This is a genomic window from Oceanibaculum pacificum (assembly GCF_001618175.1).
Classification (GTDB): domain Bacteria; phylum Pseudomonadota; class Alphaproteobacteria; order Oceanibaculales; family Oceanibaculaceae; genus Oceanibaculum; species Oceanibaculum pacificum.
Genome location: NZ_LPXN01000130.1, coordinates 1 through 21,606 on the forward strand (window position 1 = coordinate 1; position 21,606 = coordinate 21,606).

21 protein-coding genes are annotated in these 21,606 nt (G+C 66.2%); 8 read left to right on the forward strand and 13 right to left on the reverse strand.

All coding sequences use genetic code 11. From position 1 onward, the window contains the following. Positions 1 to 24 precede the first annotated feature (24 nt). Positions 25 to 1,200: a glycosyltransferase family 4 protein gene (locus tag AUP43_RS13635; RefSeq protein WP_067558102.1), complete on the reverse strand. Its 1,176-nt coding sequence runs from the start codon at positions 1,198 to 1,200 to the stop codon at positions 25 to 27. Positions 1,201 to 1,245: 45 nt separating this feature from the next. Here AUP43_RS13635 and AUP43_RS13640 point away from each other — a divergent pair, with 45 nt between their 5' ends. Then, positions 1,246 to 2,010, forward strand: a complete 765-nt coding sequence (locus AUP43_RS13640; RefSeq protein ID WP_067558105.1) for an alpha/beta hydrolase family protein — start codon at positions 1,246 to 1,248, stop codon at positions 2,008 to 2,010. A gap of 210 nt (positions 2,011 to 2,220) precedes the next feature. On the opposite strand, the gene AUP43_RS13645 is transcribed toward AUP43_RS13640, so the two are convergent. Then, entirely contained in the window at positions 2,221 to 3,567 is a 1,347-nt protein-coding gene (locus AUP43_RS13645; protein WP_067558108.1) for an ABC1 kinase family protein, read from the reverse strand. A 111-nt stretch (positions 3,568 to 3,678) separates the two neighbouring features. Further along, positions 3,679 to 5,481, reverse strand: coding sequence for a M3 family oligoendopeptidase (locus AUP43_RS13650; protein ID WP_067558111.1), 1,803 nt, complete (start codon positions 5,479 to 5,481; stop codon positions 3,679 to 3,681). A gap of 130 nt (positions 5,482 to 5,611) precedes the next feature. Between AUP43_RS13650 and AUP43_RS13655 the strand changes: the two genes are divergently transcribed. Both AUP43_RS13655 and AUP43_RS13660 read left to right on the forward strand, forming a co-directional pair. Further along, positions 5,612 to 7,420 carry an AMP-dependent synthetase/ligase gene (locus AUP43_RS13655; protein ID WP_084462804.1) on the forward strand — a complete coding sequence of 603 codons (1,809 nt, stop codon included), beginning with the start codon at positions 5,612 to 5,614 and terminating at the stop codon, positions 7,418 to 7,420. 73 nt (positions 7,421 to 7,493) lie between these two features. Continuing rightward, the gene (locus AUP43_RS13660) at positions 7,494 to 8,333 is read left to right on the forward strand and encodes an SDR family oxidoreductase (protein ID WP_067558114.1); all 840 of its coding nucleotides are present in this window, start codon (positions 7,494 to 7,496) and stop codon (positions 8,331 to 8,333) included. Here the strand turns inward: AUP43_RS13660 and AUP43_RS13665 are convergent. After that, positions 8,314 to 8,619 (reverse strand): AzlD family protein, encoded by a 306-nt coding sequence (locus AUP43_RS13665; RefSeq protein WP_067558117.1) that lies wholly within the window; start codon positions 8,617 to 8,619, stop codon positions 8,314 to 8,316. The two genes, AUP43_RS13660 and AUP43_RS13665, sit on opposite strands and share 20 nt — an antisense overlap. After that, on the reverse strand, positions 8,609 to 9,322 hold the full coding sequence (locus tag AUP43_RS13670; RefSeq protein WP_067558120.1) for an AzlC family ABC transporter permease: 714 nt from the start codon (positions 9,320 to 9,322) through the stop codon (positions 8,609 to 8,611). The genes AUP43_RS13665 and AUP43_RS13670 overlap by 11 nt, the downstream gene beginning before the upstream one ends. A gap of 220 nt (positions 9,323 to 9,542) precedes the next feature. Here AUP43_RS13670 and AUP43_RS13675 point away from each other — a divergent pair, with 220 nt between their 5' ends. The 3 genes from AUP43_RS13675 to AUP43_RS13685 are packed head-to-tail and all read left to right on the forward strand — an operon-like array spanning position 9,543 to position 12,529. Next, on the forward strand, positions 9,543 to 10,691 hold the full coding sequence (locus AUP43_RS13675; RefSeq protein WP_067558157.1) for a Re/Si-specific NAD(P)(+) transhydrogenase subunit alpha: 1,149 nt from the start codon (positions 9,543 to 9,545) through the stop codon (positions 10,689 to 10,691). Positions 10,692 to 10,701: 10 nt separating this feature from the next. After that, the gene (locus AUP43_RS13680; protein ID WP_067558123.1) at positions 10,702 to 11,112 is read left to right on the forward strand and encodes an NAD(P) transhydrogenase subunit alpha; all 411 of its coding nucleotides are present in this window, start codon (positions 10,702 to 10,704) and stop codon (positions 11,110 to 11,112) included. Positions 11,113 to 11,128: 16 nt separating this feature from the next. Next, on the forward strand, positions 11,129 to 12,529 hold the full coding sequence (locus AUP43_RS13685) for an NAD(P)(+) transhydrogenase (Re/Si-specific) subunit beta (RefSeq protein ID WP_067558126.1): 1,401 nt from the start codon (positions 11,129 to 11,131) through the stop codon (positions 12,527 to 12,529). A gap of 110 nt (positions 12,530 to 12,639) precedes the next feature. Here the strand turns inward: AUP43_RS13685 and AUP43_RS13690 are convergent, their stop codons facing one another. The 8 genes from AUP43_RS13690 to rpsU form a co-directional block, all read right to left on the reverse strand. Beyond that, complete coding sequence (locus AUP43_RS13690) at positions 12,640 to 13,350, reverse strand: SDR family NAD(P)-dependent oxidoreductase (RefSeq protein WP_067558129.1); 711 nt, start codon at positions 13,348 to 13,350, stop codon at positions 12,640 to 12,642. A 19-nt stretch (positions 13,351 to 13,369) separates the two neighbouring features. Further along, positions 13,370 to 14,848, reverse strand: coding sequence for an amidophosphoribosyltransferase (gene purF, locus AUP43_RS13695; protein WP_067558132.1), 1,479 nt, complete (start codon positions 14,846 to 14,848; stop codon positions 13,370 to 13,372). 109 nt (positions 14,849 to 14,957) lie between these two features. Continuing rightward, complete coding sequence (locus AUP43_RS13700; RefSeq protein ID WP_067558135.1) at positions 14,958 to 15,641, reverse strand: CvpA family protein; 684 nt, start codon at positions 15,639 to 15,641, stop codon at positions 14,958 to 14,960. 16 nt (positions 15,642 to 15,657) lie between these two features. After that, a complete protein-coding gene (radA, locus tag AUP43_RS13705) occupies positions 15,658 to 17,058 on the reverse strand; it encodes a DNA repair protein RadA (RefSeq protein WP_067558138.1) in 1,401 nt (466 codons plus the stop codon). Between the two features lie 37 nt (positions 17,059 to 17,095). Beyond that, entirely contained in the window at positions 17,096 to 17,872 is a 777-nt protein-coding gene (locus tag AUP43_RS13710) for an ABC transporter ATP-binding protein (protein ID WP_067558140.1), read from the reverse strand. After that, positions 17,869 to 18,645 carry an MlaE family ABC transporter permease gene (locus AUP43_RS13715; protein WP_067558143.1) on the reverse strand — a complete coding sequence of 259 codons (777 nt, stop codon included), beginning with the start codon at positions 18,643 to 18,645 and terminating at the stop codon, positions 17,869 to 17,871. Before AUP43_RS13715 ends, AUP43_RS13710 begins: the two co-directional genes overlap by 4 nt. Positions 18,646 to 18,652: 7 nt before the next feature. Beyond that, positions 18,653 to 19,774 carry an alanine racemase gene (gene alr / locus AUP43_RS13720; protein WP_407668477.1) on the reverse strand — a complete coding sequence of 374 codons (1,122 nt, stop codon included), beginning with the start codon at positions 19,772 to 19,774 and terminating at the stop codon, positions 18,653 to 18,655. Positions 19,775 to 19,925: 151 nt separating this feature from the next. After that, positions 19,926 to 20,129: a 30S ribosomal protein S21 gene (gene rpsU, locus AUP43_RS13725; protein WP_008945746.1), complete on the reverse strand. Its 204-nt coding sequence runs from the start codon at positions 20,127 to 20,129 to the stop codon at positions 19,926 to 19,928. A 182-nt stretch (positions 20,130 to 20,311) separates the two neighbouring features. On the opposite strand from rpsU, the gene AUP43_RS13730 reads away from it, so the two are divergent. After that, positions 20,312 to 20,875 (forward strand): peptide deformylase, encoded by a 564-nt coding sequence (locus tag AUP43_RS13730; RefSeq protein ID WP_067558150.1) that lies wholly within the window; start codon positions 20,312 to 20,314, stop codon positions 20,873 to 20,875. Further along, positions 20,872 to 21,525, forward strand: coding sequence for a COQ9 family protein (locus AUP43_RS13735; protein ID WP_067558153.1), 654 nt, complete (start codon positions 20,872 to 20,874; stop codon positions 21,523 to 21,525). Before AUP43_RS13730 ends, AUP43_RS13735 begins: the two co-directional genes overlap by 4 nt. The last annotated feature ends 81 nt before the right edge of the window (positions 21,526 to 21,606 follow it).

Below are 21,606 nucleotides of genomic sequence, written 5' to 3' on the forward strand. Positions count from 1 at the left end.
GGCCGTCTCGAAGCATAGGGCGGCTTATGTCATCCCCGCCCGTTCCTCCAGCAATTCCTGGTAAATCGCGATGGTGCGGGCGCACATGAGCTGCTTGCTGTAGTTCTGCCGCACATGCTCCATGGCGCGGGCGGCCCAGGCGGCGCGCTCCTCGCCGGCCAGGGCGAGGGCCTGGCGCAGGGCGGCGGCCAGCGCCTTGGGATCGTCGGCGGGGACCAGCCAGCCGGTCTGGCCCGGCAGCACCGTCTCCGCCACGCCGCCATGGTTGGAGCCGACCACCGGCCGCCCCAGCGCCTGCGCTTCCACCGAGACGCGGCCGAAGCCCTCCGGCTCGGTCGAGGCGGATACCACCACGTCGGACAGCATGTAGGCGGCCGGCATGTCGCGGCATTCGCCGGCAAAGCGCACGGAGCTCTTCAACTCCAGCTTTTCGACCGTGGCCTCCAGCTCCTCCCGGTAGGCGACGCGGCCCTGGTCGGAGCCGACCAGCACCGCCAGCGCCGGCACGTCGCGCAATTCCGCCATCGCCTGGATCAGCACAGCCTGGCCCTTCCAGCGGGTCAGCCGGCCGGGCAGCATGACGACCGGCACGCCATCCTCGAGTCGCCAGGCCTCGCTGAGCTGGATCATCCGTTCGGCGCTGACCAACTCGGGGTCGAACCGGTCGAGATCGACGCCGCGCGGGATCACGCGCATCAGGTTTGGGTCGATCTTGTAATTCTCCGCAATGTGCCGGCCAATGAAGTTGGAGATGGCGATCACCCGGTCACCGCGCGTCATCACCGAATTGTACCAGCGCTTCACCGGGCCGGTGATCTTGTAAGGGGCGTGGAACGAGGTGACGAAGGGCGTTCCCGTGCGCCGCGTTGCCCAATAGGCGCTCCAGGCCGGGGCGCGGCTGCGGGCATGCACGATATGCACACCATATTCCTGGATCAGCCGCGCCAGCTCGCGGGCGTTGGTGCGCATGCGGAACGGGTTCTTGGAGTCCAGCGGCAGGGTGATGTGGGTTGCGCCTGCGCGCTCCAGTTCACGCACCATCGGGCCGCCGCTGGAGGCGACGAGGGCGCGCCAGCCGGCCTGCACCAGGGCGTCGGCCATATCCACGGTGCCGCGCTCCACGCCGCCTGTCACCAGGCCGGGCAGCACCTGCAAGACGGTCGGTGGGTTGCCCCGCTGGCTGTTTTCGGTTTCGATCATCGCTCGTCCAGATTGGCCTTGTTCCGCAACACCCGGTTCTTATCCATGAATTCCGCTTCCTTCGATACCCTAGTCCGCCCCGATGGGGAAAGCCTCGCCTATCGCCGCATCCGGGGCAGCGCTTCCGCAGCGACGCCGGGCATCGTGTTTCTGGGCGGTTTCAAGTCCGACATGACCGGCACCAAGGCGCTGGCGCTGGAGGCCTTAGCACAGGATCGGGGGCTGGATTTCCTGCGCTTCGACTATTTCGGCCATGGGGCCTCCAGCGGATCGTTCGAGGATGGCAGCATCGGCCGCTGGGCCGAGGATTCCGTCGCAGCCCTGGATGCGCTGACCGAGGGGCCGCAGATACTGGTCGGCTCCTCCATGGGCGGCTGGCTGATGCTGCTGACGGCGCTGGCCCGGCCGGAGCGGATCGCCGGGCTGGTCGGCATCGCCGCCGCGCCGGATTTCACCGAGGATCTCATGTGGGCCGAATTCTCCGAGGATGTACGCCGCCAGATCATGACCGAGGGCCGCTACGAACGCCCGTCCGAGTATAGCGACGATCCCTACATCATCACCCGCAAGCTGATCGAGGATGGCCGCAACCATCTGCTGCTGCGCGGGCCGATCGCGCTCGCCTGCCCGGTCCGCCTGCTGCACGGCATGCGCGACCCCGACGTGCCCTGGCAGGTCTCCACTCGCCTCGCCGAAGCGCTGACCGGCGACGATGTGTCGGTGACGCTGGTGAAGGACGGCGACCACCGATTGTCCCGTGAGCAGGATCTGGCGCTGTTGCGCCGAACGGTGGGAGAGTTGGTCGAATAGAGCCGATGCCTCTCCCCTTCTCCTTCGTCAGGGCCAAACCAAGGTGACAATTTATACTATGTGTCATTCCCGGTCTTGTGCCGGGAATCCAAGGCCCAGCTTACTCAGCCGACATCCAGTAAGCGGAGGCCTGGACCCCCGGCACAAGGCCGGGGGTGACGGACTGGAGGGGTTGCATAGACGGGAAGCGAGGGTTTTCTTATCGGAAACCTAAGCTGCCGCCGGCACGTCGGCTGTCTTCAGCGCCTTGGCCTGGCGCTTTTCCAGCGCTTTCACGTCGAAGCCTTCGATCATCTCGTGGAACTGGCGGTACCAGTTGATCTCCGCCTTCAGGTGCAAAAACACCGAGCCGAGGCCGATGGCGGCGCGGTCCATCAGCACGAACTCGCGCGGCGGGGCGACGCCGCCGATGCGGCGCAGCTCGGCATGGACCTTCTCCGCGACCGAGCGGCCATACAGGCCGTCATTGGTCTCCTGGATCGGGCGCTGCCTGTCCTCCATCAGCGGGGCGTAGACGAAGCGCGCCCAGAGGTTCAGCACCTCGATCTTCTCCTTGGTCAAATTCTCGAAGCCCCAGATCGTGTAGGCATGCACCGCGAGGTCGTCGTCACCGGTCTGCAAGGCCTTGTAGAGGTCGATGACGCCCTCCACGAAGCTGGGCTTGAAGATGCGCACGCAGCCGAAATCCAGCAGATTCACGCTGCCATCCTCGCGCACCGAGTAATTGCCCAGATGCGGGTCGCCATGGATGGCGCCGTAGAAATAGAACGGCACATACCAGGCGCGGAACATGTTCAGCGCGACCCGGTTGCGAAATTCCAGCTCGCGGTCGACCACGCCCAGCAGCGGCCCGCCCTCCAGCCAGCTCATGCTGAGCAGCCGCTTGGTCGAGAGCGGCAGTTCCGTGACCGGCACATGCACGCCGTCCTCGGCTTCCAGCATCAGCGCGTAGAGCGCCATGTGCCGGGCCTCCAGCGCGTAGTCCAGCTCCTCGCGCAGCCGGGCGGACAGCTCGTCATAGATGCGCGCGGTGGAGATCGCCTTGTCGTAGCGCTCATAGACCGACATGGCGAGCTTGAGCTGCCGCAGATCGGCCTCCACGGCGGATTGCATGTCGGGATATTGCAGCTTGCAGGCCAGCGCCCGGCCGTCCTTGGTGGTGGCGCGATGCACCTGGCCCAGCGAGGCGGCAGCGGCGGCCTCGGCCTCGAAGCTGCCGAACTTGGCGCGCCAGTCCGGCCCCAGCTCGGCCGCCATGCGGCGTTTCACGAACAGCCAGCCCATCGCCGGGGCGTTGGATTGCAGCTGCTGCAGCTCGCGGGCATATTCCTCCGGCAGCGCGTCGGGAATGGTGGCCAGGATCTGCGCCACTTTCATCAACGGGCCTTTCAGCCCGCCCAGCGCCTGCTTCAGCCCCTCGGCATGCTCCGCCTTGTCTAGCTTCAGCCCCAGATAACGCTCGCCGGCCAGCCGGGCCGCCAGCGTGCCGACGCGCGTGCCGACCTGCACATAGCGCCGGGCACGGCCGCCGAGTCTGTTGTCTTCATTCTCGGACATGAGGCTCTGACTTTCTGTATGTGTCATGCCCGGACCTGATCCGGGCATCCAGGGGCGGTGCCCTGCCTGTCATTGCCGGGTCAAGTCCGGCAATGACAGGCTGACTGGCCCCTATTCCATCGCTTCCAGCTCGTCGATCATGCCGGCGATCATGGACAGGCCCTTGGCCCAGAAATCCGGGTCGGCGGCGTTCAGGCCGAAGGGGGCCAGCAGCTCCTTGTGGCGCAGCGTGCCGCCGGCCTTCAGCATGTCCAAGTAGCGCTCGGCGAAGCCCGTCTCCGCCTCCCGGTAGACCGCGTAGAGCGAGTTCACCAGGCAGTCGCCGAAGGCGTAGGCGTAGACATAGAACGGCGAATGGATGAAGTGCGGGATATAGGCCCAGTAATAGCGGTAATCGTCATCGAACCGCAGCGCCGGCCCCAGGCTCTCGCGCTGGATGTCCATCCAGATGTCGCTGATCTTCTCCGGCGTCAGCTCGCCCTCGCGGCGGGCGGCATGCACGCGGGTCTCGAAGAAATGGAAGGCGATCTGGCGGACCACCGTGTTCAGCATGTCCTCCACCTTGGAGGCTAGCATGGCCTTGCGCTTGGCCGGATCGGTCTGGCCCTTCAGCATGGCCTGGAAGGTCAGCATCTCGCCGAACACGCTGGCGGTCTCCGCCAGGGTCAGCGGCGTGCCGGATTGCAGATGGCCCTGCGCGCCGGCCAGCACCTGGTGCACGCCATGCCCCAGCTCATGCGCCAGCGTCATCACGTCGCGCGCGCGGCCCTGGTAGTTCAGCAGGATGTAGGGATGCGCGCTTGGCACCACCGGGTGGGCGAACGCACCCGAGGCCTTGCCGGCGCGGGCCGGTGCGTCGATCCAGCCCTCGTCGAAGAAGCGGCGGCCGATATCGGCCATGCGCGCATCGAAGCCGGCATAGGCGGTCAGCACCGTCTCGCGCGCTTCGGTCCAGGGAATCAGCCGGTCGGCATCGTTCGGCAGGGGGGCGTTGCGGTCCCAGTAATCCAGCTTGTCGACGCCGAACCATTTGGCCTTCAGCGCGTAATAGCGGTGCGACAGAAGCGGATAGTGCGCGCGCACCGTCTCGGTCAGCGCCGCCACCACCTCATCCTCGATCTGGTTGGCGCGGTTGCGGGCCGAAACCGGGGCGGGGTAGCGCCGCCAGCGATCCTCGATCTCCTTTTCCTTGGCCAGCGTGTTGGTGACCAGGGCGAACAGCCGGCCCTGGCCGCGCAGCGTAGCGCCCAGCGACTTCGCCGCCTCGCGCCGCTCCTCGGTCTTGCGGCTGGTCAGCTTCTCCAGGATCTGGGTGACGGTAAGCTCCTTGCCCTTGAAGGGGAAGCGCATGCCGGCCAGCGTCTCGTCGAACAGGCGGTTCCAGGCGGCGCGGCCGGCGACTTCCTTCTCGTGCAGCAGCTTTTCCAGCTCGTCGGACAGCTGATGGTCGCGAAACACCCGCAGATCGCGCAGCCAGGCGGCATAGCGCGCCAGTTCCGGGGCTTTCAGCTTTTCCGCGAGATCGGCTTCCTCTATGCGGTTCAGCTCCAGCGTGAAGAACAGCAGGCGGGTGGAGATATCGGTCACCCGCTCAATGACGGACTGGTAGAAGCGCCCCACTTCCGGATCGCTCATATCGCCGGAATGCACCAGCTGGGCGTAGCTGGCCACGCGGCTCAGCACCTCGTCGATACGCTCATATTCGGCGACGGCCCCACCCAGGGCGGCCCCGTCCAACGTGGCGATCTTGCCGGCATGGGCGGACTCGAACTGCGCGGCGGCGGCCTCGGCCTTGTCCATGTCCGCCTTCAGCGCCGGGGCGTCGGGGCCGGCATATAGATCCTCCAGCCGCCATTCCGGCAGATGCCCCAGGGATGCGCTCAGATCGTCGTCGCGTTCGGCAGCTACCGCCATAATTCACTCCATTGTTGTGCTAGCAATATGGTGAGCCTTGCCGGAACGCCAAGCACGGGCAAAACTTCAAGCAATTCGAAGGTCGGCCCCCATCTAAGTTCGAACGTCCGACCGCGAACAGGGAGGAAACGTGGCCATCATCGATTATCGGACTGCCCAGAACCTCGCCCTCATGTTTTTCGACCAGGCGGAGCAGATGGGCGACAAGCCCTTCCTCTGGGCCAAGCAGGAGGGCGCCTATAAACCCCTGAGCTGGCGCGAGGTCGACCGCCAGGTGCGCTGCCTGGCGCGGGCCTTGAAGGCGCAGGGCGTGGGACCGGGCGACCGGGTGGTCATCGTCTCGGAGAACCGGCCGGAATGGGCCATCGCCGACCTGGCGATCATCGCCTGCGGCGCGGTCACCGTGCCGGCCTATGTGACCAACACGGTCGCCGACCATCTCTACATCCTGGAGAATTGCGGGGCCAAGGGGCTTATCTGCTCGACATCGAAGCTGCTGGCCAACGCGCTGCCGGCGGCGGTGCACTCGGCGCATTGCGTCTTCGCCATCGGTCTGGAGGAGCCGGAGAACCGGCCGGAGGGCAATCTGCGCTTCCAGACCTGGCGGCAGGCGCTGCAGCAGGGCGAGGCGATGGAGGACGATGTGCGCGCCCTGGCCGCGGTGCGCCAGCGCAACGACCTTGCCTGCATCATCTACACATCAGGCACCGGCGGCGCGCCGAAGGGCGTGATGCTGAGCAACCGGGCGATGTTCACCAACCTGCTCAGCGCCTACGATTTGCTGGCCGAATTCGGGCTGGGGCATGAGGTGTTCCTGTCCTTCCTGCCGCTTTCGCATTCCTATGAGCATACTTGCGGCCTGTTCTTCCCGATCTCCATCGGCGCGGAAATCTATTATGCCGAGGGGGCGGACACGCTGGCCGCCAACCTCCAGGAGGCGCGGCCGACCATCATGACGGCGGTGCCCCGGCTCTATGAGGTGCTGCATGGCCGCATCCTGGCCGGGGTGCAGCGGGCCGGCGGCAAGAAGCTCGATCTGTTCATGAAAGCGCTGGAACTGGGCCGCAAGCGCATCGAGCGGCCGCAGGAACTGACGCTGGGCGAGAAATTGCAGAACCTGCTGCTCGACCTGCTGGTCCGGCGCAAGGTGAAGCAGCGCATGGGCGGCCGGCTGAAGACCTTCATCTCTGGCGGCGCGCCGCTGAATTACGAGGTCGGCATCTTCTTCCTGTCGCTCGGCGTCAAGCTATGCCAGGGCTACGGCCAGACCGAGGCGGCGCCGGTGATCGCCTGCAACCGGCCGTTCCGCATCAAGATCGAGACCGTCGGCCCGCCGCTGCTGGGCGTCGAGGTGAAGATCGCCGAGGATGGGGAAATCCTGGCGCGCGGCGATTTCATCATGGATGGCTATTGGGACGATCCGGAAGCCACCGAACGCACCGTCGTCGGCGGCTGGCTGCACACCGGCGATGTCGGCGAGATCGATGCCGACGGCTATATCAGGATAACCGACCGCAAGCGCGACATCATCGTGATTTCCGGTGGCGACAATATCTCGCCGCAGCGGGTCGAGGGCTTCCTGACGCTGCAGCCGGAAATCTTCCAGGCGATGGTCTATGGCGACAAGCGGCCCTACCTGGTTGGGCTGATCGTCCCGGCGCAGGATTTCGTGGAGCGCTACGCCAAGCAGAACGGCACAGCGCCCGACCTGGCGCAGCTGGCGGGCGACAAGGGCTTCCGCAGCGCCATCGCCGAGGTGATCGACCGGGTCAACAAGAACATGTCGCAGCTGGAGAAGGTGCGCCGCTTCCTGATCGCGACCGAGCCCTTCACCACCGACAACCACATGATGACCCCGACCCTGAAGATCCGCCGCCACGCCATCCGCAAGGAGTATGGCGACCGGCTCGACGCGCTGTACGAAGGCAAGGGGGCTTGATCCATATCGCCGGCGTCTCGAAGCATAAGGCGGCATCCCTCTTCATCGCTTCCATCGGCAAGGAATATTTTCGATGAGCAAGACCCTGTTCTGCTTCGGCCTGGGCTATGTCGCAGAGCGGCTGGCGCGGCGGCTGATGGCGCAGGGCTGGCGCGTTGGCGGCACGGCGCGGGACGAGGCCAAGCGGGCGGCGTTGCGGGCGCAGGGCATCGAGGCGCAGGGCTTCGATGACGCGTTGCCGGAGGGCGTGACGCACATCCTGTCCTCAATCCCGCCGGCGGACGGGCGCGACCCGGTGTTGGCGCTGCATGGCGCCGATCTGCGGGCGCTGCCGGGGTTGCGCTGGGCGGGCTATCTGTCCACCACGGGGGTCTATGGCGAGAAGGAGGGCGGCTGGGTCGACGAGCAGACGCCGCTGAGCGCCTCCACGCCGAGCGGCCAGGCGCGGGTGGCGGCGGAGGCGGAATGGCGCTCCAGCGGCCTGCCTGTGCATTTCTTCCGGCTGGCCGGCATCTACGGTCCGGGGCGCAGCGCCATCGAGCAGCTGCGCGCCGGCACCGCCCGGCGCATCGTGAAGCCGGGGCAGGTGTTCAATCGCATCCACGCCGACGATATCGGCAGCGTGCTGATCGCCTCCCTGGACCGCCCGGACCCAGGAGCGGCCTATAATCTGGCCGATGACGAGCCGGCTTCCTCGGCCGACGTGATCGCTTACGCCGCCGGGCTGCTGGGCATTGAGCCGCCGCCGGAAATCCCGTTCGAGCAGGCCGAGCTGTCGCCGATGGGCCGGGCCTTCTATTCGGAGAATAAGCGCGTCTCCAACGCCCGGCTGAAACGCGACCTCGGCGTGGCGCTGGCCTATCCCACCTATCGCGAGGGGCTGGCGGCGATCCTTACGGAAAGACCTGCCTGAGCAGCGCCACGCTGCCGATGCCGACAATGATGGCGACCAGTTCCTGCCTGGTCACCCGAATGGCGATGACCGCCAGCAGCAGGCCCAGCGCCTCGATCCAGCCGGAGGCGAAGACGGCCGGGGCGACCACGGCGGCGATGACCGCGCCGGGGATGCTTTTCAACCAGGCTTCGACCCGGCCGGACAGCGGAACGAAGCGCATCAGCCAGAAGCCGCCGGCCCGCGTGGCGTAGGTGATCGCCGTCATGGCCAGGATGGTGTAGAGGGCGACGGAGTCAATTGACATGATCGCCCTCCTTGTAGCGCAGCAGGCCGGTCAGCGAACCGACGAAGCCGCCGATCAATATGTACCAGTGCCCCGGCACCAGGTAGGAGGCCAGGATCGCGGTGCCGGCCGCCACGCCCCAGGGCAGCAGATCGCCCTTGCCCTTCCACATCGCGGCCAGCAGCGCGCCGAAGAAGATCGGCAGCAGCACGTCCAGCCCGTAAACCCTGGGGTCGCCGACCATCGACCCCATGCCGTAGCCGATGGCGGCCGAGGCGACCCAGCCGACATACAGCGCCAGGCCGCTGCCCAACAGGAAGGCGGCGTCGCGATAGCCGTTGAAATACTCCTTCATCGCCATCGCCCAATTGCCGTCGGTCAGGAAGAAGAAGGAGCCATAGGCCTGTTTCGTGCTGATCCGGGTGAACCAGGGCCGCATCGACGCGCCCATCAGCAGCATGCGGGAGTTCACCGCCAGCGTGGCGATCAGGATCGGCAGCACCGGCAGCGGGGCGGCCCAGAGCTGGATGGCGATGAGCTGCGAGGCTCCGGCGAAGACCGTGGCGCTCATCAGCACCGTCTCGGCCAGGCTGAGGCCGGCGTCGCGCGCCAGCACGCCATAGACCGCGCCGAAGACGATGCTGCTCAGCACCAGCGGAATCATCTTGCGAGCGCCATACAGCGCCCCGTCGAGCGTGAAGGGGATCGGGTCGCGCGGGGACATGCCGGCCTATCGGGTTGTTCGGATAGGGCAAATCCATCCGCCCGGCCGTCGCTTGTCAATTGCGATATTGTCGGGGTGCCAATTCTTCAGGCCTGATGCGCGCCAAACATTTGCGTTTGCGAGCATTTTTCCGCGCCGCACCCTTCACAAACGCGCTGGGGACGGGCATTGTTTCGAGCGCCGATAAGGCGGGATACGCTGATGGAGGGGCGTCTTGGGCATGATCGTTGCAATTCCGAAGGAGCGCCGGGCCGGGGAGACGCGGGTTGCCGCCTCCGTGGATACCGTGAAAAAGCTCATCGGCCTCGGGCTGGAGGTCGTGGTGGAGAAAGGCGCGGGCATCGACGCGGCGGTGACCGACGACGCCTACAAGGCCGCCGGCGCCAGCATCGCCAAGGACGCCAAGGCGACCCTGGAAAAAGCCGATATCGTGCTGAAGGTGCAGCGCCCGACCGGCAGCGACGAGAAGATCGACGAGATCGCGCTGATGAAACAGGGTGCCGTGCTGTGCTGCATCTTGAACGCCTATAACGACAAGCCGCTGGTCGAAGCGCTGGCGGCGAAGAAGATCACCACTTTCGGCATGGAATTCGTGCCGCGCATCACCCGCGCGCAGTCGATGGACGTGCTGTCCAGCCAGTCCAACCTGGCCGGCTACAAGGCGGTGCTGGACGGCGCGTCGGAATTCGGCCGCGCCTTCCCGATGATGATGACGGCTGCCGGTACCATCCCGCCGGCCCGCGTGATGATCATGGGCGTCGGCGTCGCCGGGTTGCAGGCTATCGCGACGGCCCGCCGTCTGGGCGCCATCGTCAGCGCCACCGACGTGCGCGCCGCCACCAAGGAGCAGGTGGAGAGCCTGGGCGCCACCTTCGTCATGGTCGACAGCGAGGAGGCGAAGCAGGCCGAGACCGCCGGCGGCTACGCCAAGGAGATGAGCGAGGATTACAAGAAGCAGCAGGCCGCGCTGATCGCCGAGACGCTGAAGAAGCAGGACATGGCGATCTGCACCGCGCTGATCCCCGGCCGCAAGGCGCCGATTCTGATCACCGCCGAGATGGTCGCCTCGATGAAGCCGGGCTCGGTCATCGTCGATCTGGCGGTCGAGCAGGGCGGCAATTGCGAGCTGTCGGAGCCGGGCAAGGTTGTGAACAAGAACGGCGTGAAGATCGTCGGCCATCTGAACGTGCCGGGCCGGCTGCCGGTCGACGCCAGCCAGCTCTACGCCAAGAATTTGCTGAATTTCGTGACCCTGCTGATCGACAAGGACAGCAAGGCCCTGAAGATCGACCTCGAAGACGAGATCGTGAAGGGCACGCTGGTCACCAAGGATGGCGAGATCGTCCACCCCGCGCTGAAGCCTGCCTGAGGGGGAAATCATGGAAAACCAGAAATTCATCGATCAGGCGAGCGACCTGGCGAACGCCGCCTCCGACCTCGCCGAACAGGCCGCGCTGCTGGCCAATGAGGCGACCAAGCTGCCGGCCACCCTGGCGGGCAGCGGCGGCAACGAATTCGTGCTGCTGCTGACCGTCTTCGTGCTGGCCTGCTTCGTCGGCTATTACGTGGTCTGGCGGGTGACGCCGGCCCTGCATTCGCCGTTGATGGCGGTCACCAACGCGGTTTCCTCGGTCATCATCGTCGGCGCGCTGATCGCCGCCGGGCCGGCCGAGGTGAATTTCGCCAAGGTGATGGGGTTCTTCGCCGTCGTGCTGGCCTCGGTCAACATATTCGGCGGATTCATCGTGACCCAGCGCATGCTGGCCATGTTCAAGAAAAAGCCGAAGTGAGGCGGGGGAACAGCCCATGAGCGATACCTACGCAGCCCTTCTCTACCTGGTCGCCAGCATCTGCTTCATCATGGCGTTGCGCGGCCTGTCGCATCCCAGCAGCAGCCGGCAGGGCAATATTTTCGGCATGGTCGGCATGGCGATTGCCATCCTCACCACGCTGGCGCTGCCGGACGTGATGTCCTACGGTACCATCCTGGCCGGCATCGTCATCGGCGGGGCCATCGGCACCTTCATCGCCTACAAGATCCAGATGACGGCGCTGCCGCAGCTTGTCGCGGCGTTCCACAGCCTGGTCGGCCTGGCGGCGGTGTTCGTGGCGGTCGCCGCCTTCTACAGCCCGGAAAGCTATGGCATCGGCATACGCGGCGACATCGCCGTCGGCAGCCTGATCGAGATGAGCCTGGGCGTAGCCATTGGCGCCATCACCTTCACCGGCTCGATCATCGCCTTCGGCAAGCTGCAGGGGCTGATCACCGGCAAGCCGCTGATCTTCCCGCTGCAACACCCGCTGAACGCCCTCCTGGGCATCCTGCTGGTGGTGCTGGTGGTGTGGCTCTGCGCCACCCAGTCGACCACCGCCTTCTGGCTGATCGTCATTGTAGGCTTCGCGCTGGGCCTGCTGCTGATTCTGCCCATCGGCGGCGCGGACATGCCGGTCGTCATCTCGATGCTGAACTCCTATTCCGGCTGGGCGGCGGCGGGCATCGGCTTCACCCTGCATAACAGCCTGCTGATCGTCACCGGCGCGCTGGTCGGCGCGTCGGGCGCCATCCTCAGCTACATCATGTGCAAGGGGATGAACCGCTCGATCTTCAACGTTATCCTGGGCGGTTTCGGCGGCGAGACGGCGGCGGCCGCCGCCGGCGGGCCGGACGGCGACCGCACGGTGAAGGCGGGCAGCGCCGACGATGCGGCCTTCATCATGAAGAACGCCTCCTCGGTGGTCATCGTGCCGGGCTACGGCATGGCGGTCGCCCAGGCGCAGCACGCGCTGCGCGAGATGGCCGACCTTTTGAAGCATGAGGGCGTGAAGGTGCGCTACGCCATCCACCCGGTGGCGGGCCGCATGCCGGGCCATATGAACGTGCTGCTGGCGGAAGCCAACGTGCCCTATGACGAGGTGTTCGAGTTGGAGGAGATCAACCGCGACTTCTCCTCCACCGACGTCGCCTTCGTCATCGGCGCCAACGACGTGACCAACCCGGCTGCCAAGACCGACCCGGCCAGCCCGATCTACGGCATGCCGATCCTGGAGGTAGACAAGGCCAAGACCGTTCTGTTCATCAAGCGCTCCATGGCGTCGGGCTATGCCGGCGTGGAGAACGAGCTGTTCTTCCGCGACAACACCATGATGCTGTTCGGCGACGCCAAGGCGATGTGCGAGCAGATCGTGAAGGCGATGGAAGCGCTGTAAGCGCGGCTATATTTACTGAACTGAAAAGCCCCCGCCAGCGCTGGCGGGGGCTTTTGTTTTTCGCCCGCTATTCCGGGCACACGCATGCGGCGGGGCGGTGCTCCAACGGTTTAATAAGCCTGCACCAACTCCCCGTGGCGGGTGCAGTCGGGCGCGGCGAGGTCGAGGAAGCAGTCGGTGATTTCCTCCGGCGTGCGCAGGCTCATCGGGTCTTCGCCGGGCATTGCCTGGGCGCGCATGCTGGTGCGGATCGGGCCGGGATTGACCAGATTGACCTTCACATTGGTCTGCTCCAGCTCGTCGGCATAGGACAGGACCAGCGTGTTCAGCGCCGCCTTGGTGGTGCCGTACAGGCCCCAGAACGCCTTGCCCTTGGCAGCGCCCGAGCTGACGAAGATGGCCCGGCCGGCATCCGATGCGCGCAGCAGTGGGTCCATCGAGCGGATCAGCCGGAAATTCGCGGTGAGGTTCACCGTCAGCACCCGGTCCCACTGCTTCAGCGCGATATGCGGCACCGGTGTCAGGTCGCCCAGCAGCCCGGCATTGCCGACCAGCACGTCGAGCCGGCCGAAACGCTCATGGATCGCGGCGCCAAGCTGCTCGATTTTGTCCAACTCCTGCAGGTCGAGCGGCACCAGCGTGGCGGTGCCGCCGGCCGCGCGAACCTCGTCGTCGATCTCCTCCAGCGCGCCCTCGGTGCGGGCGGTGAGGATCAGATGCGCGCCCTCGGCGGCGTAGCGCTTGGCGATGGCCGCGCCGATACCGCGGCTGGCGCCGGTCACAAGGGCGATGCGCCCGGCAAGGCGTCCGGTCTGGGTCATGGTCACTCTGTCGGAAAAGTTAAGCCGCCGGTTCGGTCAGCAGGGAGAGTTGCGCGGGATTGTCGCCATCGGTCTCGAAATCGGTCAGGCCGATGGGATATTCCCCGGTGAAGCAGGCGTCGCAGAATTGCGGCGCGTCATTGTCGCGCGCCGGCAGATCCATGGCGCGATACAGCCCGTCGATGGAAATGAAGGCCAGGCTGTCGACGCCGATGACCTTGGCCATGCCCTCGACATCGTAATTATGCGCCAGCAGCTTCTCCTTCTGCGGCGTGTCGACGCCGTAGAAGCAGGCATTGGTGGTGGGCGGGCTGGCGATGCGCATATGCACTTCCGTCGCCCCGGCATTGCGCACCATCTCGACGATTTTCTTCGAGGTGGTGCCGCGCACGATGGAATCGTCCACCAGCACCACGCGCTTGCCTTCGATCTGCATGCGGTTGGCGTTGTGCTTGCGCTTCACGTCGTAATGCCGGATCTGGTCGGTCGGCTGGATAAAGGTGCGGCCGACATAATGGTTGCGGATGATGCCCAGCTCGAACGGCAAGCCCGATTCGGCGGCGTAGCCGATGGCGGCGGGCACGCCGGAATCCGGCACCGGCACGATCACGTCGGCGTCGACATGGCTCTCGCGCGCCAGCTCCATGCCGATCTTCTTGCGCGCCTCATAGACCGAATGGCCTTCGACATTGCTGTCGGGCCGCGCGAAGTAAATGTACTCGAACACGCAGAAGCGCTTGCGGGAGGCCGGGAACGGGCGATGGCTGGTCACCCCGTCCTCGTTCAGCACCACGATCTCGCCCGGCTCGATATCGCGCACGAACTCCGCGCCGATGATGTCGAAGGCGCAGGTCTCGGAGGCCAGGATATGCGCCTCGCCCAGCTTGCCCAGCACCAGCGGGCGCACGCCGTTGGGGTCGCGCACGCCGATCAGCGCGCGGTCGGTCAAGGCGACCAGGGAGTAAGCGCCCTCCACCTGGCGCAGCGCGTCGATCAGCCGGTCCAGGACAGAAGCGCCCTGCGAGGTGGCGATCAGATGGATGATGGTCTCGGTGTCGGTGGTGGACTGGAACAGGCAACCGCGCTTGACCAGCTGGCGGCGCAGCTTCAGCGCGTTGGTCAGATTGCCGTTATGGCCGATGGCCAGCCCGCCGAATTCGAAATCGGCGAACAGCGGCTGCACGTTGCGCAGCAGCGTCTCGCCGGTCGTGGCGTAGCGGTTATGGCCGATGGCGGCATAGCCGGCCAGCCCCGCCATGGTGCTGGGCGAGGAGAAGATTTCCGACACATGTCCCAGCCCGCGAAAGGCGCTGAACCGCCGCCCGTCATAGGCGACGATGCCGCTGGCCTCCTGTCCGCGATGCTGCAGGGCGTGCAGCCCCAGGGCGGTATGCGCGGCGGCGTCGTGGGTGCCGTAGATGCCGAAGATCGCGCATTCCTCGCGCAGATGGTCGCCATCCTCGCTTTCGGGTTGCTCGAAGGGGTTGGTGGTCATCATCGCATCATCCTGCCTGGCATGGTCGGCGTGGGAGGGAATGGCGGTCGTTCGATCTGTGGTCTGCGGCATCGAAAATAGGCTCCGGCGCGCCTGCGGGGCGCTCGTTCCGTCACTGATTTTTCTGGATTAGGCGATCCAAATTCTGCCGTTCGTCGGTCTTATACCCTGAGCTTGGCTGCGACGCATCGTCTTTCCGTTCCGGCGCTTTCGGCGGCGGGCTGACCAGCTGGTCGTACATCTCCTGCTTCAGGCGCTGCTCCGCCTGGCGACGGGTCGCCTCGGCCTGCGCCTCCGCGCTGTTGCGCGCCTCAGAGGGCACCAGAGCCATCAGCGTGTTCGCGCCGCGCTCGATCAGCGGCATGGTCTTGGCATTGCGAATCCAGTCCGGGCGCTCCGGCTCGGCCACCGCCCAGTCGAGCACCAGATAGGCCAGGCACACCAGCACAGCCCCCCGCGCCAGGCCGAACAGGAAGCCCAGCGAGCGGTCCACGGCGTTCAGCGCGCTGCCCTTCACGGTACTGGCCAGCATGCTGCTGACAATAGATAGGATGACGAGGGCCACAATGAAGAGGCCGGCCCCTGCGACAATATCGGCAATCATGTCGATGCCGATCAGCTCGCGCGCATAGGGCCGCACATATTTGAAGCCGTAGAGCGTGGCGAAGGCGGCACCCACCCAGGCGCCGACCGACAGCACCTCGCGCACGAAACCGCGGAAAAAGGCCAGCAGGCCGGACAGCACGACGATGCCGATGACGATCAGGTCGGTGGCGTTGATCGGTAACTGATCCATGGTCCCTTGGGGTCCCTTAGCCTCGGTTGGCGCGCGGAATCCGCCGCGCATGTCCGCCATCGTCCAGCAGCAGCGTCAGTTCTGACAGCTGCGCCAGCTCCGTCATTTCGATATCCACGCCGCCCTTGGCCGCCTTCTTGCGCCGCGCCGGCATCAGCGCCCGGCCGAAGCCCAGCTTGGCGGCTTCCTTCAGGCGGGTGTCCATCTGGCTGACCGCGCGGACCTCGCCGGACAGGCCGATCTCGCCGAACACCACCGCGTCCTTCGGCACCGGCACGCCGGTCAGCGAGGAGACCAGGGCGGCGGCGACCGCCAAATCCATCGCCGGCTCGGCGATCTTCAACCCGCCGGCGACGTTCAGGAACACATCGGCCCCGGCCATCTCGACGCCGCAGCGCGCCTCCAGCACCGCCATGACCATGGCCAGCCGGCCACTGTCCCAGCCAACCACCGTGCGGCGCGGGGTGGAGAAAGGGGAGGGGGCGACCAGCGCCTGCACCTCCACCAGCACCGGGCGGCTGCCCTCCATGCCGGCGAACACGGCGGCCCCGGAGACATCCTGCCGGCGGTCGGCCAGAAACAGCTCGGACGGGTTGGCGACCTCGACCAGGCCGCCATCGGTCATCTCGAACACGCCGATCTCGTCGGTGGCGCCATAGCGGTTCTTCACCGCGCGCAGGATGCGGAACTGGTGGCCGCGCTCGCCCTCGAAATACAGCACCGTGTCGACCATGTGCTCCAGCACCTTCGGGCCGGCGATCATGCCTTCCTTGGTGACATGGCCGACCAGCACCACGGTGAAGCCGCGCCGCTTGGCGGTGCGGATCAGCTCCTGCGCACTGGCGCGGACCTGGGCCACGGTGCCGGGCGCGGAATCCAGGTTGTCGACGAACATGGTCTGGATCGAATCGATCACCACCACGTCGGGCGCGTCGGCACTGTCCAGCGAGGCGAGGATATCGCGCATCGCCGTGGCCGAGGCCAGCATGACCGGCGCGTCGCCGACATTCAGCCGCAAGGCGCGCAGGCGGATCTGGTCGACCGATTCCTCGCCGGAGATGTAGGCCGCCTTGCCGCCGCGCGCCAGACTGGCGGTGGCCTGCAGCAGCAGTGTGGATTTGCCGATGCCGGGGTCGCCGCCGATCAGGATGGCGGAGCCGGGAACCAGGCCGCCGCCGGTCACCCTGTCCAGCTCGACGATGCCGGTGGTGCGGCGCGGCGGCGGGGCGCTCATGCCGGTCAGGCCGACGAAATCGATGTGCCGTCCGCCGCCGCGCTTCTGCCCCTTGGGCAGGACCGGCTCGGCGGCTTCCTCGACCATGCTGTTCCATTCCCCGCAGGCGTCGCACTTGCCGGCCCAGCGGGCATAGACGGCCCCGCAGGCTTGGCAGACATACCGGGAGGATGCTTTCGCCACGATCGATTGGATTCCGTTGCTGTTGCCTAGGGTCGCCTCAGGGCCGCGTAACCTGCATCTGGATCGGCCCGTCGGCGCGGCCGTGGATGAACTGGTCGACATGGTCGTTGCCGGAAGCGTCGATCCGCTCGACCGGGCCATGCCAGATGATACGCCCTTCATAGATCATCGCGACCTTGTTCGCGATCTTCCGGGCGCTCGCCATGTCGTGGGTGATGGTCAGCGCGGTGGCGCCCAATTCCTTCACGCAGGCGACGATCAGATCGTTGATCACATCGGCCATGATCGGGTCGAGGCCGGTGGTCGGCTCGTCGAAGAAGATGATTTCCGGCTCGGTCGCAATCGCCCGGGCCAGCGCCACGCGCTTCTGCATGCCGCCCGACAGCTCGGCGGGCGAAAGGGTGGATACCGCTTCGCCCAGGCCGACCTGGGCCAGCTTCTCCAGCGCGATGCGCCGCGCTTCGTCCTTCGCCGTGCCGCGCCCCTGGATCAGGCCGAAGGCGACATTCTCCCAGACCTTCAGGGAATCGAACAGCGCGCCGCCCTGAAACAGCATGCCGAATTTGCGCATCACCCGCTCGCGCTCCCGCCCGCGCAGGCCAAGCGTCTCCTCGCCGTCGATCTGGATCGAGCCTGCGTCGGCCTGGATGATGCCCAGGATGCATTTCAGCAGCACCGACTTGCCGGAGCCCGACCCGCCGATCACCACCAGCGATTCGCCGGATTCGATGTCGAGATCGACGCCGTTCAACACGGTCTTCGGGCCGAAGCTTTTTTTCAGGCCGCGAACGCGGATTTTTGGGGTCTGGCTCATCGTTCGAAGAACAGCCCGGTGATGACGTAATTGAAGATCAGGATCAGGATCGAGGCCGATACAACCGCATTGGTGGTCGCCGCACCAACGCCCTGCGCGCCGCCACGCGACTGGTAGCCGTGATAGCAGCCCATCAGCGAGATCAGGAAGCCGAACACTGCCGCCTTCACCAGGCCGGAGACGACGTCGATGAACTCCAGATACTCGGCCGTGTTCTTGATATAGGTGCCGGGATTGAAGCCCAATTGGTAGACCGCCACGATATAGCCGCCGAACACGCCGATAATGTCGCCGGTCAGCACCAGCAGCGGCAGCATCAAGGTACCCGCCAGGATGCGCGGCACGACCAGGTATTTGAACGGGTTGGTCGACAAGGTGGTCAGCGCGTCGATCTGTTCGGTCACGCGCATGGTGCCGATTTCGGCGGCAATTGCCGCGCCGACGCGCCCGGCGACCATCAGCCCGGCCAGCACGGGGGCCAGCTCGCGCGTCATCGACAGCACCACGACGGTGGCGATGGCGCTTTCGGCGGAGAAGCGGGCGAAGCCGCTGTAGCTTTGCAGCGCCAGCACCATGCCGCTGAACAGCGTGGTCATGCCAACCACGGGCAGGGAATAATAGCCGATATCCAGCATCTGCCGGCCGATCAGCCGGAAATAGAAGGGCGGCAGCACGCAATGCATCACCGCGGTCAGCGCGAACAGCATGATTCGACCGGTTCCCTGCAGAAAGCCCAGGAAACCGGCGCCGATGCTGCGGAGGAGTCGGATCATCAAGAGTCTACGCCCCGGCGCCGATATAGCGGCGGGCGTAGCGCTGGCCCAGCGAGGTGAGAATTTCGTAGCCGATGGTGCCGGCATCGCGCGCCGCGTCGTCGGGCGTGTACTGCTCGCCCAGTAACTCGACCAGGCCGCCGGGAATCACGAGGCCCTCCGGCAGGTCGGTCACGTCGAAGGTCAGCAAATCCATGGATACCCGCCCCATCATCGGCACCCGGTGGCCGGCAAGATGGGCAAGGCTGCCATTGCTGAGAGAGCGCAGGTACCCATCGGCATAACCCGTTGCGATCGTGGCGATTTTTCCCGGCCGGTCGAAGCGGCGCGAGGCACCGTAGCCAACGGCCTCCCCGCTGTCAACGTAACGAACCTGTAGCACGCGACCCTCCAGCCGCACGGTCTGGCGCATCGGGTTGGGTTTCCCCGGCGTCGGGTTGATGCCGTATAGCGCCGCCCCGGGCCGGACCAGGTCGAAATGGCAGTCGCGCCCGAGAAAGATGGCGGAGGAGGCGGCGAGGCTGCCCTTCAACCCCGGCAGCGCCGCCAACGCGGCCTTGAAGCGGGCAAGCTGGATTTCGTTCAGCGGATCGGACGGGGTGTCGGCGCATGCCATATGGGTCATGACATAGCGTATGTCGAGCCCGTCCAGCAGTGTCGCGTCCAGCGCCAACCGCTCCGCCTCGCGCGGATCCAGGCCCAGCCGGTTCATGCCGGTGTCGATATGCAGGATGGCCGCGCCGGCCTGGCCGGTTTTCGCGCATTCGCCGCGCCAGCGCTCGACCTGGCCGAGATCATTCAACACCGGGATCAGCCGGTCGCGCAGGAAAATCGGCGCGGTCCCCGGCAGCAGGCCGCCCAGCACCGCGACATCGACCTGCGGCAGCAATGCCCGCAGCCGCAGCCCTTCATCCAGCGTGGCGACGAAGAACAGCGCGCAGCCCACATCGGCCAGCGCCGGGGCCACCTTGTCGATGCCCAGCCCATAGGCATCCGCCTTCACCACCGCCGCGCACACGGCAGGGGCGGCGGCATCCCGCAGCCGGCGCCAATTATCGGCGACCGCGTCAAGGTCGATGGTCAGGATGGAACTGGCGGCCTCGGTCGTCATCGGGTGGTCATGACCGATCCATAGGCGAGGGTCAACAGCCATCTGGCCCCGGCGCGCAAAGGTCGCGCTCCCTGGCCTTTCCTCAAACACAAAAAGCCGCCGGAAGGGCGGCTTCGTGTTCGTGGCTCTTATCGGAAGAGCGGGTTCCGCTGGGCGGAACCGGCGAGGACTAGAAGCCCTCGCGCTCCAGGCGCTTGCGCAGAAGCTTGCGATGCCGGCGCACGGCTTCCGCCTTTTCGCGGGCGCGCTTCTCGGACGGCTTCTCGTAATTGCGGCGCAGCTTCATCTCCCGGAAGACTCCTTCGCGCTGCATCTTCTTCTTCAGGGCGCGGAGGGCCTGGTCGACATTATTGTCACGAACAACGACTTGCACGGCAGATACTGCTCCTTAAGCCAAATCCTGGTTGCGATAAATACCGGACGCGCGAAGGGGCGCAACCGGTTTTCCGTCGCGAGGGCAGGTTGATAGCACAGCGACCCAGGCTTGTGAAGGGGGGCGTGTGTAAAGCTTTCGGCGGCTTTACCCACGGCCCTTGCCTCTCCATATTGGTAGGCATGGCGATTAAACCAATCCTGCGCATGGGTCATCCGGTGCTAAGCCGCGTGGCCGATCCCGTGCCCGACCCGACCGCGCCCGAGATCGCGGCGCTGGTCGCCGACCTGAAGGACAGCCTGGCCGCCGTGGGCGGCACGGGCCTAGCCGCGCCGCAGATCGGGGTGCCGTTGCGCGTGGTGATCTTCGCCGCCCCGGCGCACCGGCTGACCGGCCGCCCTGACGATCCCGAGCAGCCGCTGACGGCCATCGTGAACCCGGTGATCGAGCCGCTGGGCGACGCGAAGACGCTGGGCTGGGAAGGCTGCCTGTCGATTCCCGGCATGCGCGGCGAGGTGCCGCGCCATGACCGCATCCGCTATCACGGCTATGCGCTGGACGGCAGCCGCATCGACCGTACCGTCGGCGGCTTTCATGCCCGCATCGTGCAGCATGAGTTTGACCATCTGGACGGGCTGCTCTACCCCGCACGCATGGTCGATATGAGCCGCTTCGGCTTCACCGAGGAGATGGTGGCGGCGGGAGCCGTTGCGCCTTTCCCGCAACCGGTAAAGGCTGTGTCATGAAGACTGCGAACGATCTCACCGCCCTGCGCGACCGGCTGCTGGAGGCGAGTCTGCCGCATGTGCCGTTCGATGGCTGGAGCCTGGAGGCGCTGCGGCGCGGCGCCGCCGATGCCGGGCTGGGCGTCGACGCCGTGGAGCGCGCCTTCCCGCGCGGCGCTGTCGATGCGGTGGCGCATTTCATCGACAAGGCCGACCGCGACATGCTGGCGGCGCTGGACGGTCTCGACCTGCCGTCGCTGAAAATCCGCGAGCGCATCGCGCTGGCCGTGCGCACCCGGCTGGAGCAGGCCGCCCCGCATAAGGAGGCGGTGCGCAAGGCGCTGGCCTTCACCGCGCTGCCACAGCATGCGGGCCTGGCCGCCAAGTCGCTCTACCGCACGGTGGATTCGATCTGGTACGCCGCCGGCGACACCGCGACCGACTTCAATTTCTACACCAAGCGCGCCCTGCTGGCCGGCGTCTATTCCTCGACGCTGCTGTACTGGCTGGAAGACCGCTCCGAGGATTCCGCCGATAGCTGGGCCTTCCTCGACCGCCGCATCGCCAATGTCATGCAGATCCCCAAGCTGACCGGCACGCTGAAGAGCCTGGCCACCCGCCTACCCAACCCGATGCTGCTGTTCAAGGGACCGGGACGGGGCCGGGCGTAGGAGGGCGGGGACGGCGTAATGCGTCCTCACATAGGCCAACTCTTCTAACCGTCATTCCCGGCCTTGTGCCGGGAATCCAGG

Coding starts and splice junctions, on each gene's coding strand:
- AUP43_RS13715 (WP_067558143.1), bottom strand. CDS start 18,645: ATGATCCGACTCCTCCGCAGCATCGGCGCCGGTTTCCTGGGCTTTCTG.
- AUP43_RS13665 (WP_067558117.1), bottom strand. CDS start 8,619: ATGTCAATTGACTCCGTCGCCCTCTACACCATCCTGGCCATGACGGCG.
- AUP43_RS13700 (WP_067558135.1), bottom strand. CDS start 15,641: ATGGATCAGTTACCGATCAACGCCACCGACCTGATCGTCATCGGCATC.
- AUP43_RS13730 (WP_067558150.1), top strand. CDS start 20,312: ATGGCGATTAAACCAATCCTGCGCATGGGTCATCCGGTGCTAAGCCGC.
- purF (WP_067558132.1), bottom strand. CDS start 14,848: ATGATGACCACCAACCCCTTCGAGCAACCCGAAAGCGAGGATGGCGAC.
- AUP43_RS13645 (WP_067558108.1), bottom strand. CDS start 3,567: ATGTCCGAGAATGAAGACAACAGACTCGGCGGCCGTGCCCGGCGCTAT.
- AUP43_RS13640 (WP_067558105.1), top strand. CDS start 1,246: ATGAATTCCGCTTCCTTCGATACCCTAGTCCGCCCCGATGGGGAAAGC.
- AUP43_RS13660 (WP_067558114.1), top strand. CDS start 7,494: ATGAGCAAGACCCTGTTCTGCTTCGGCCTGGGCTATGTCGCAGAGCGG.
- AUP43_RS13635 (WP_067558102.1), bottom strand. CDS start 1,200: ATGATCGAAACCGAAAACAGCCAGCGGGGCAACCCACCGACCGTCTTG.
- AUP43_RS13670 (WP_067558120.1), bottom strand. CDS start 9,322: ATGTCCCCGCGCGACCCGATCCCCTTCACGCTCGACGGGGCGCTGTAT.
- AUP43_RS13675 (WP_067558157.1), top strand. CDS start 9,543: ATGATCGTTGCAATTCCGAAGGAGCGCCGGGCCGGGGAGACGCGGGTT.
- AUP43_RS13685 (WP_067558126.1), top strand. CDS start 11,129: ATGAGCGATACCTACGCAGCCCTTCTCTACCTGGTCGCCAGCATCTGC.
- AUP43_RS13710 (WP_067558140.1), bottom strand. CDS start 17,872: ATGAGCCAGACCCCAAAAATCCGCGTTCGCGGCCTGAAAAAAAGCTTC.
- AUP43_RS13650 (WP_067558111.1), bottom strand. CDS start 5,481: ATGGCGGTAGCTGCCGAACGCGACGACGATCTGAGCGCATCCCTGGGG.
- AUP43_RS13690 (WP_067558129.1), bottom strand. CDS start 13,350: ATGACCCAGACCGGACGCCTTGCCGGGCGCATCGCCCTTGTGACCGGC.
- AUP43_RS13735 (WP_067558153.1), top strand. CDS start 20,872: ATGAAGACTGCGAACGATCTCACCGCCCTGCGCGACCGGCTGCTGGAG.
- AUP43_RS13680 (WP_067558123.1), top strand. CDS start 10,702: ATGGAAAACCAGAAATTCATCGATCAGGCGAGCGACCTGGCGAACGCC.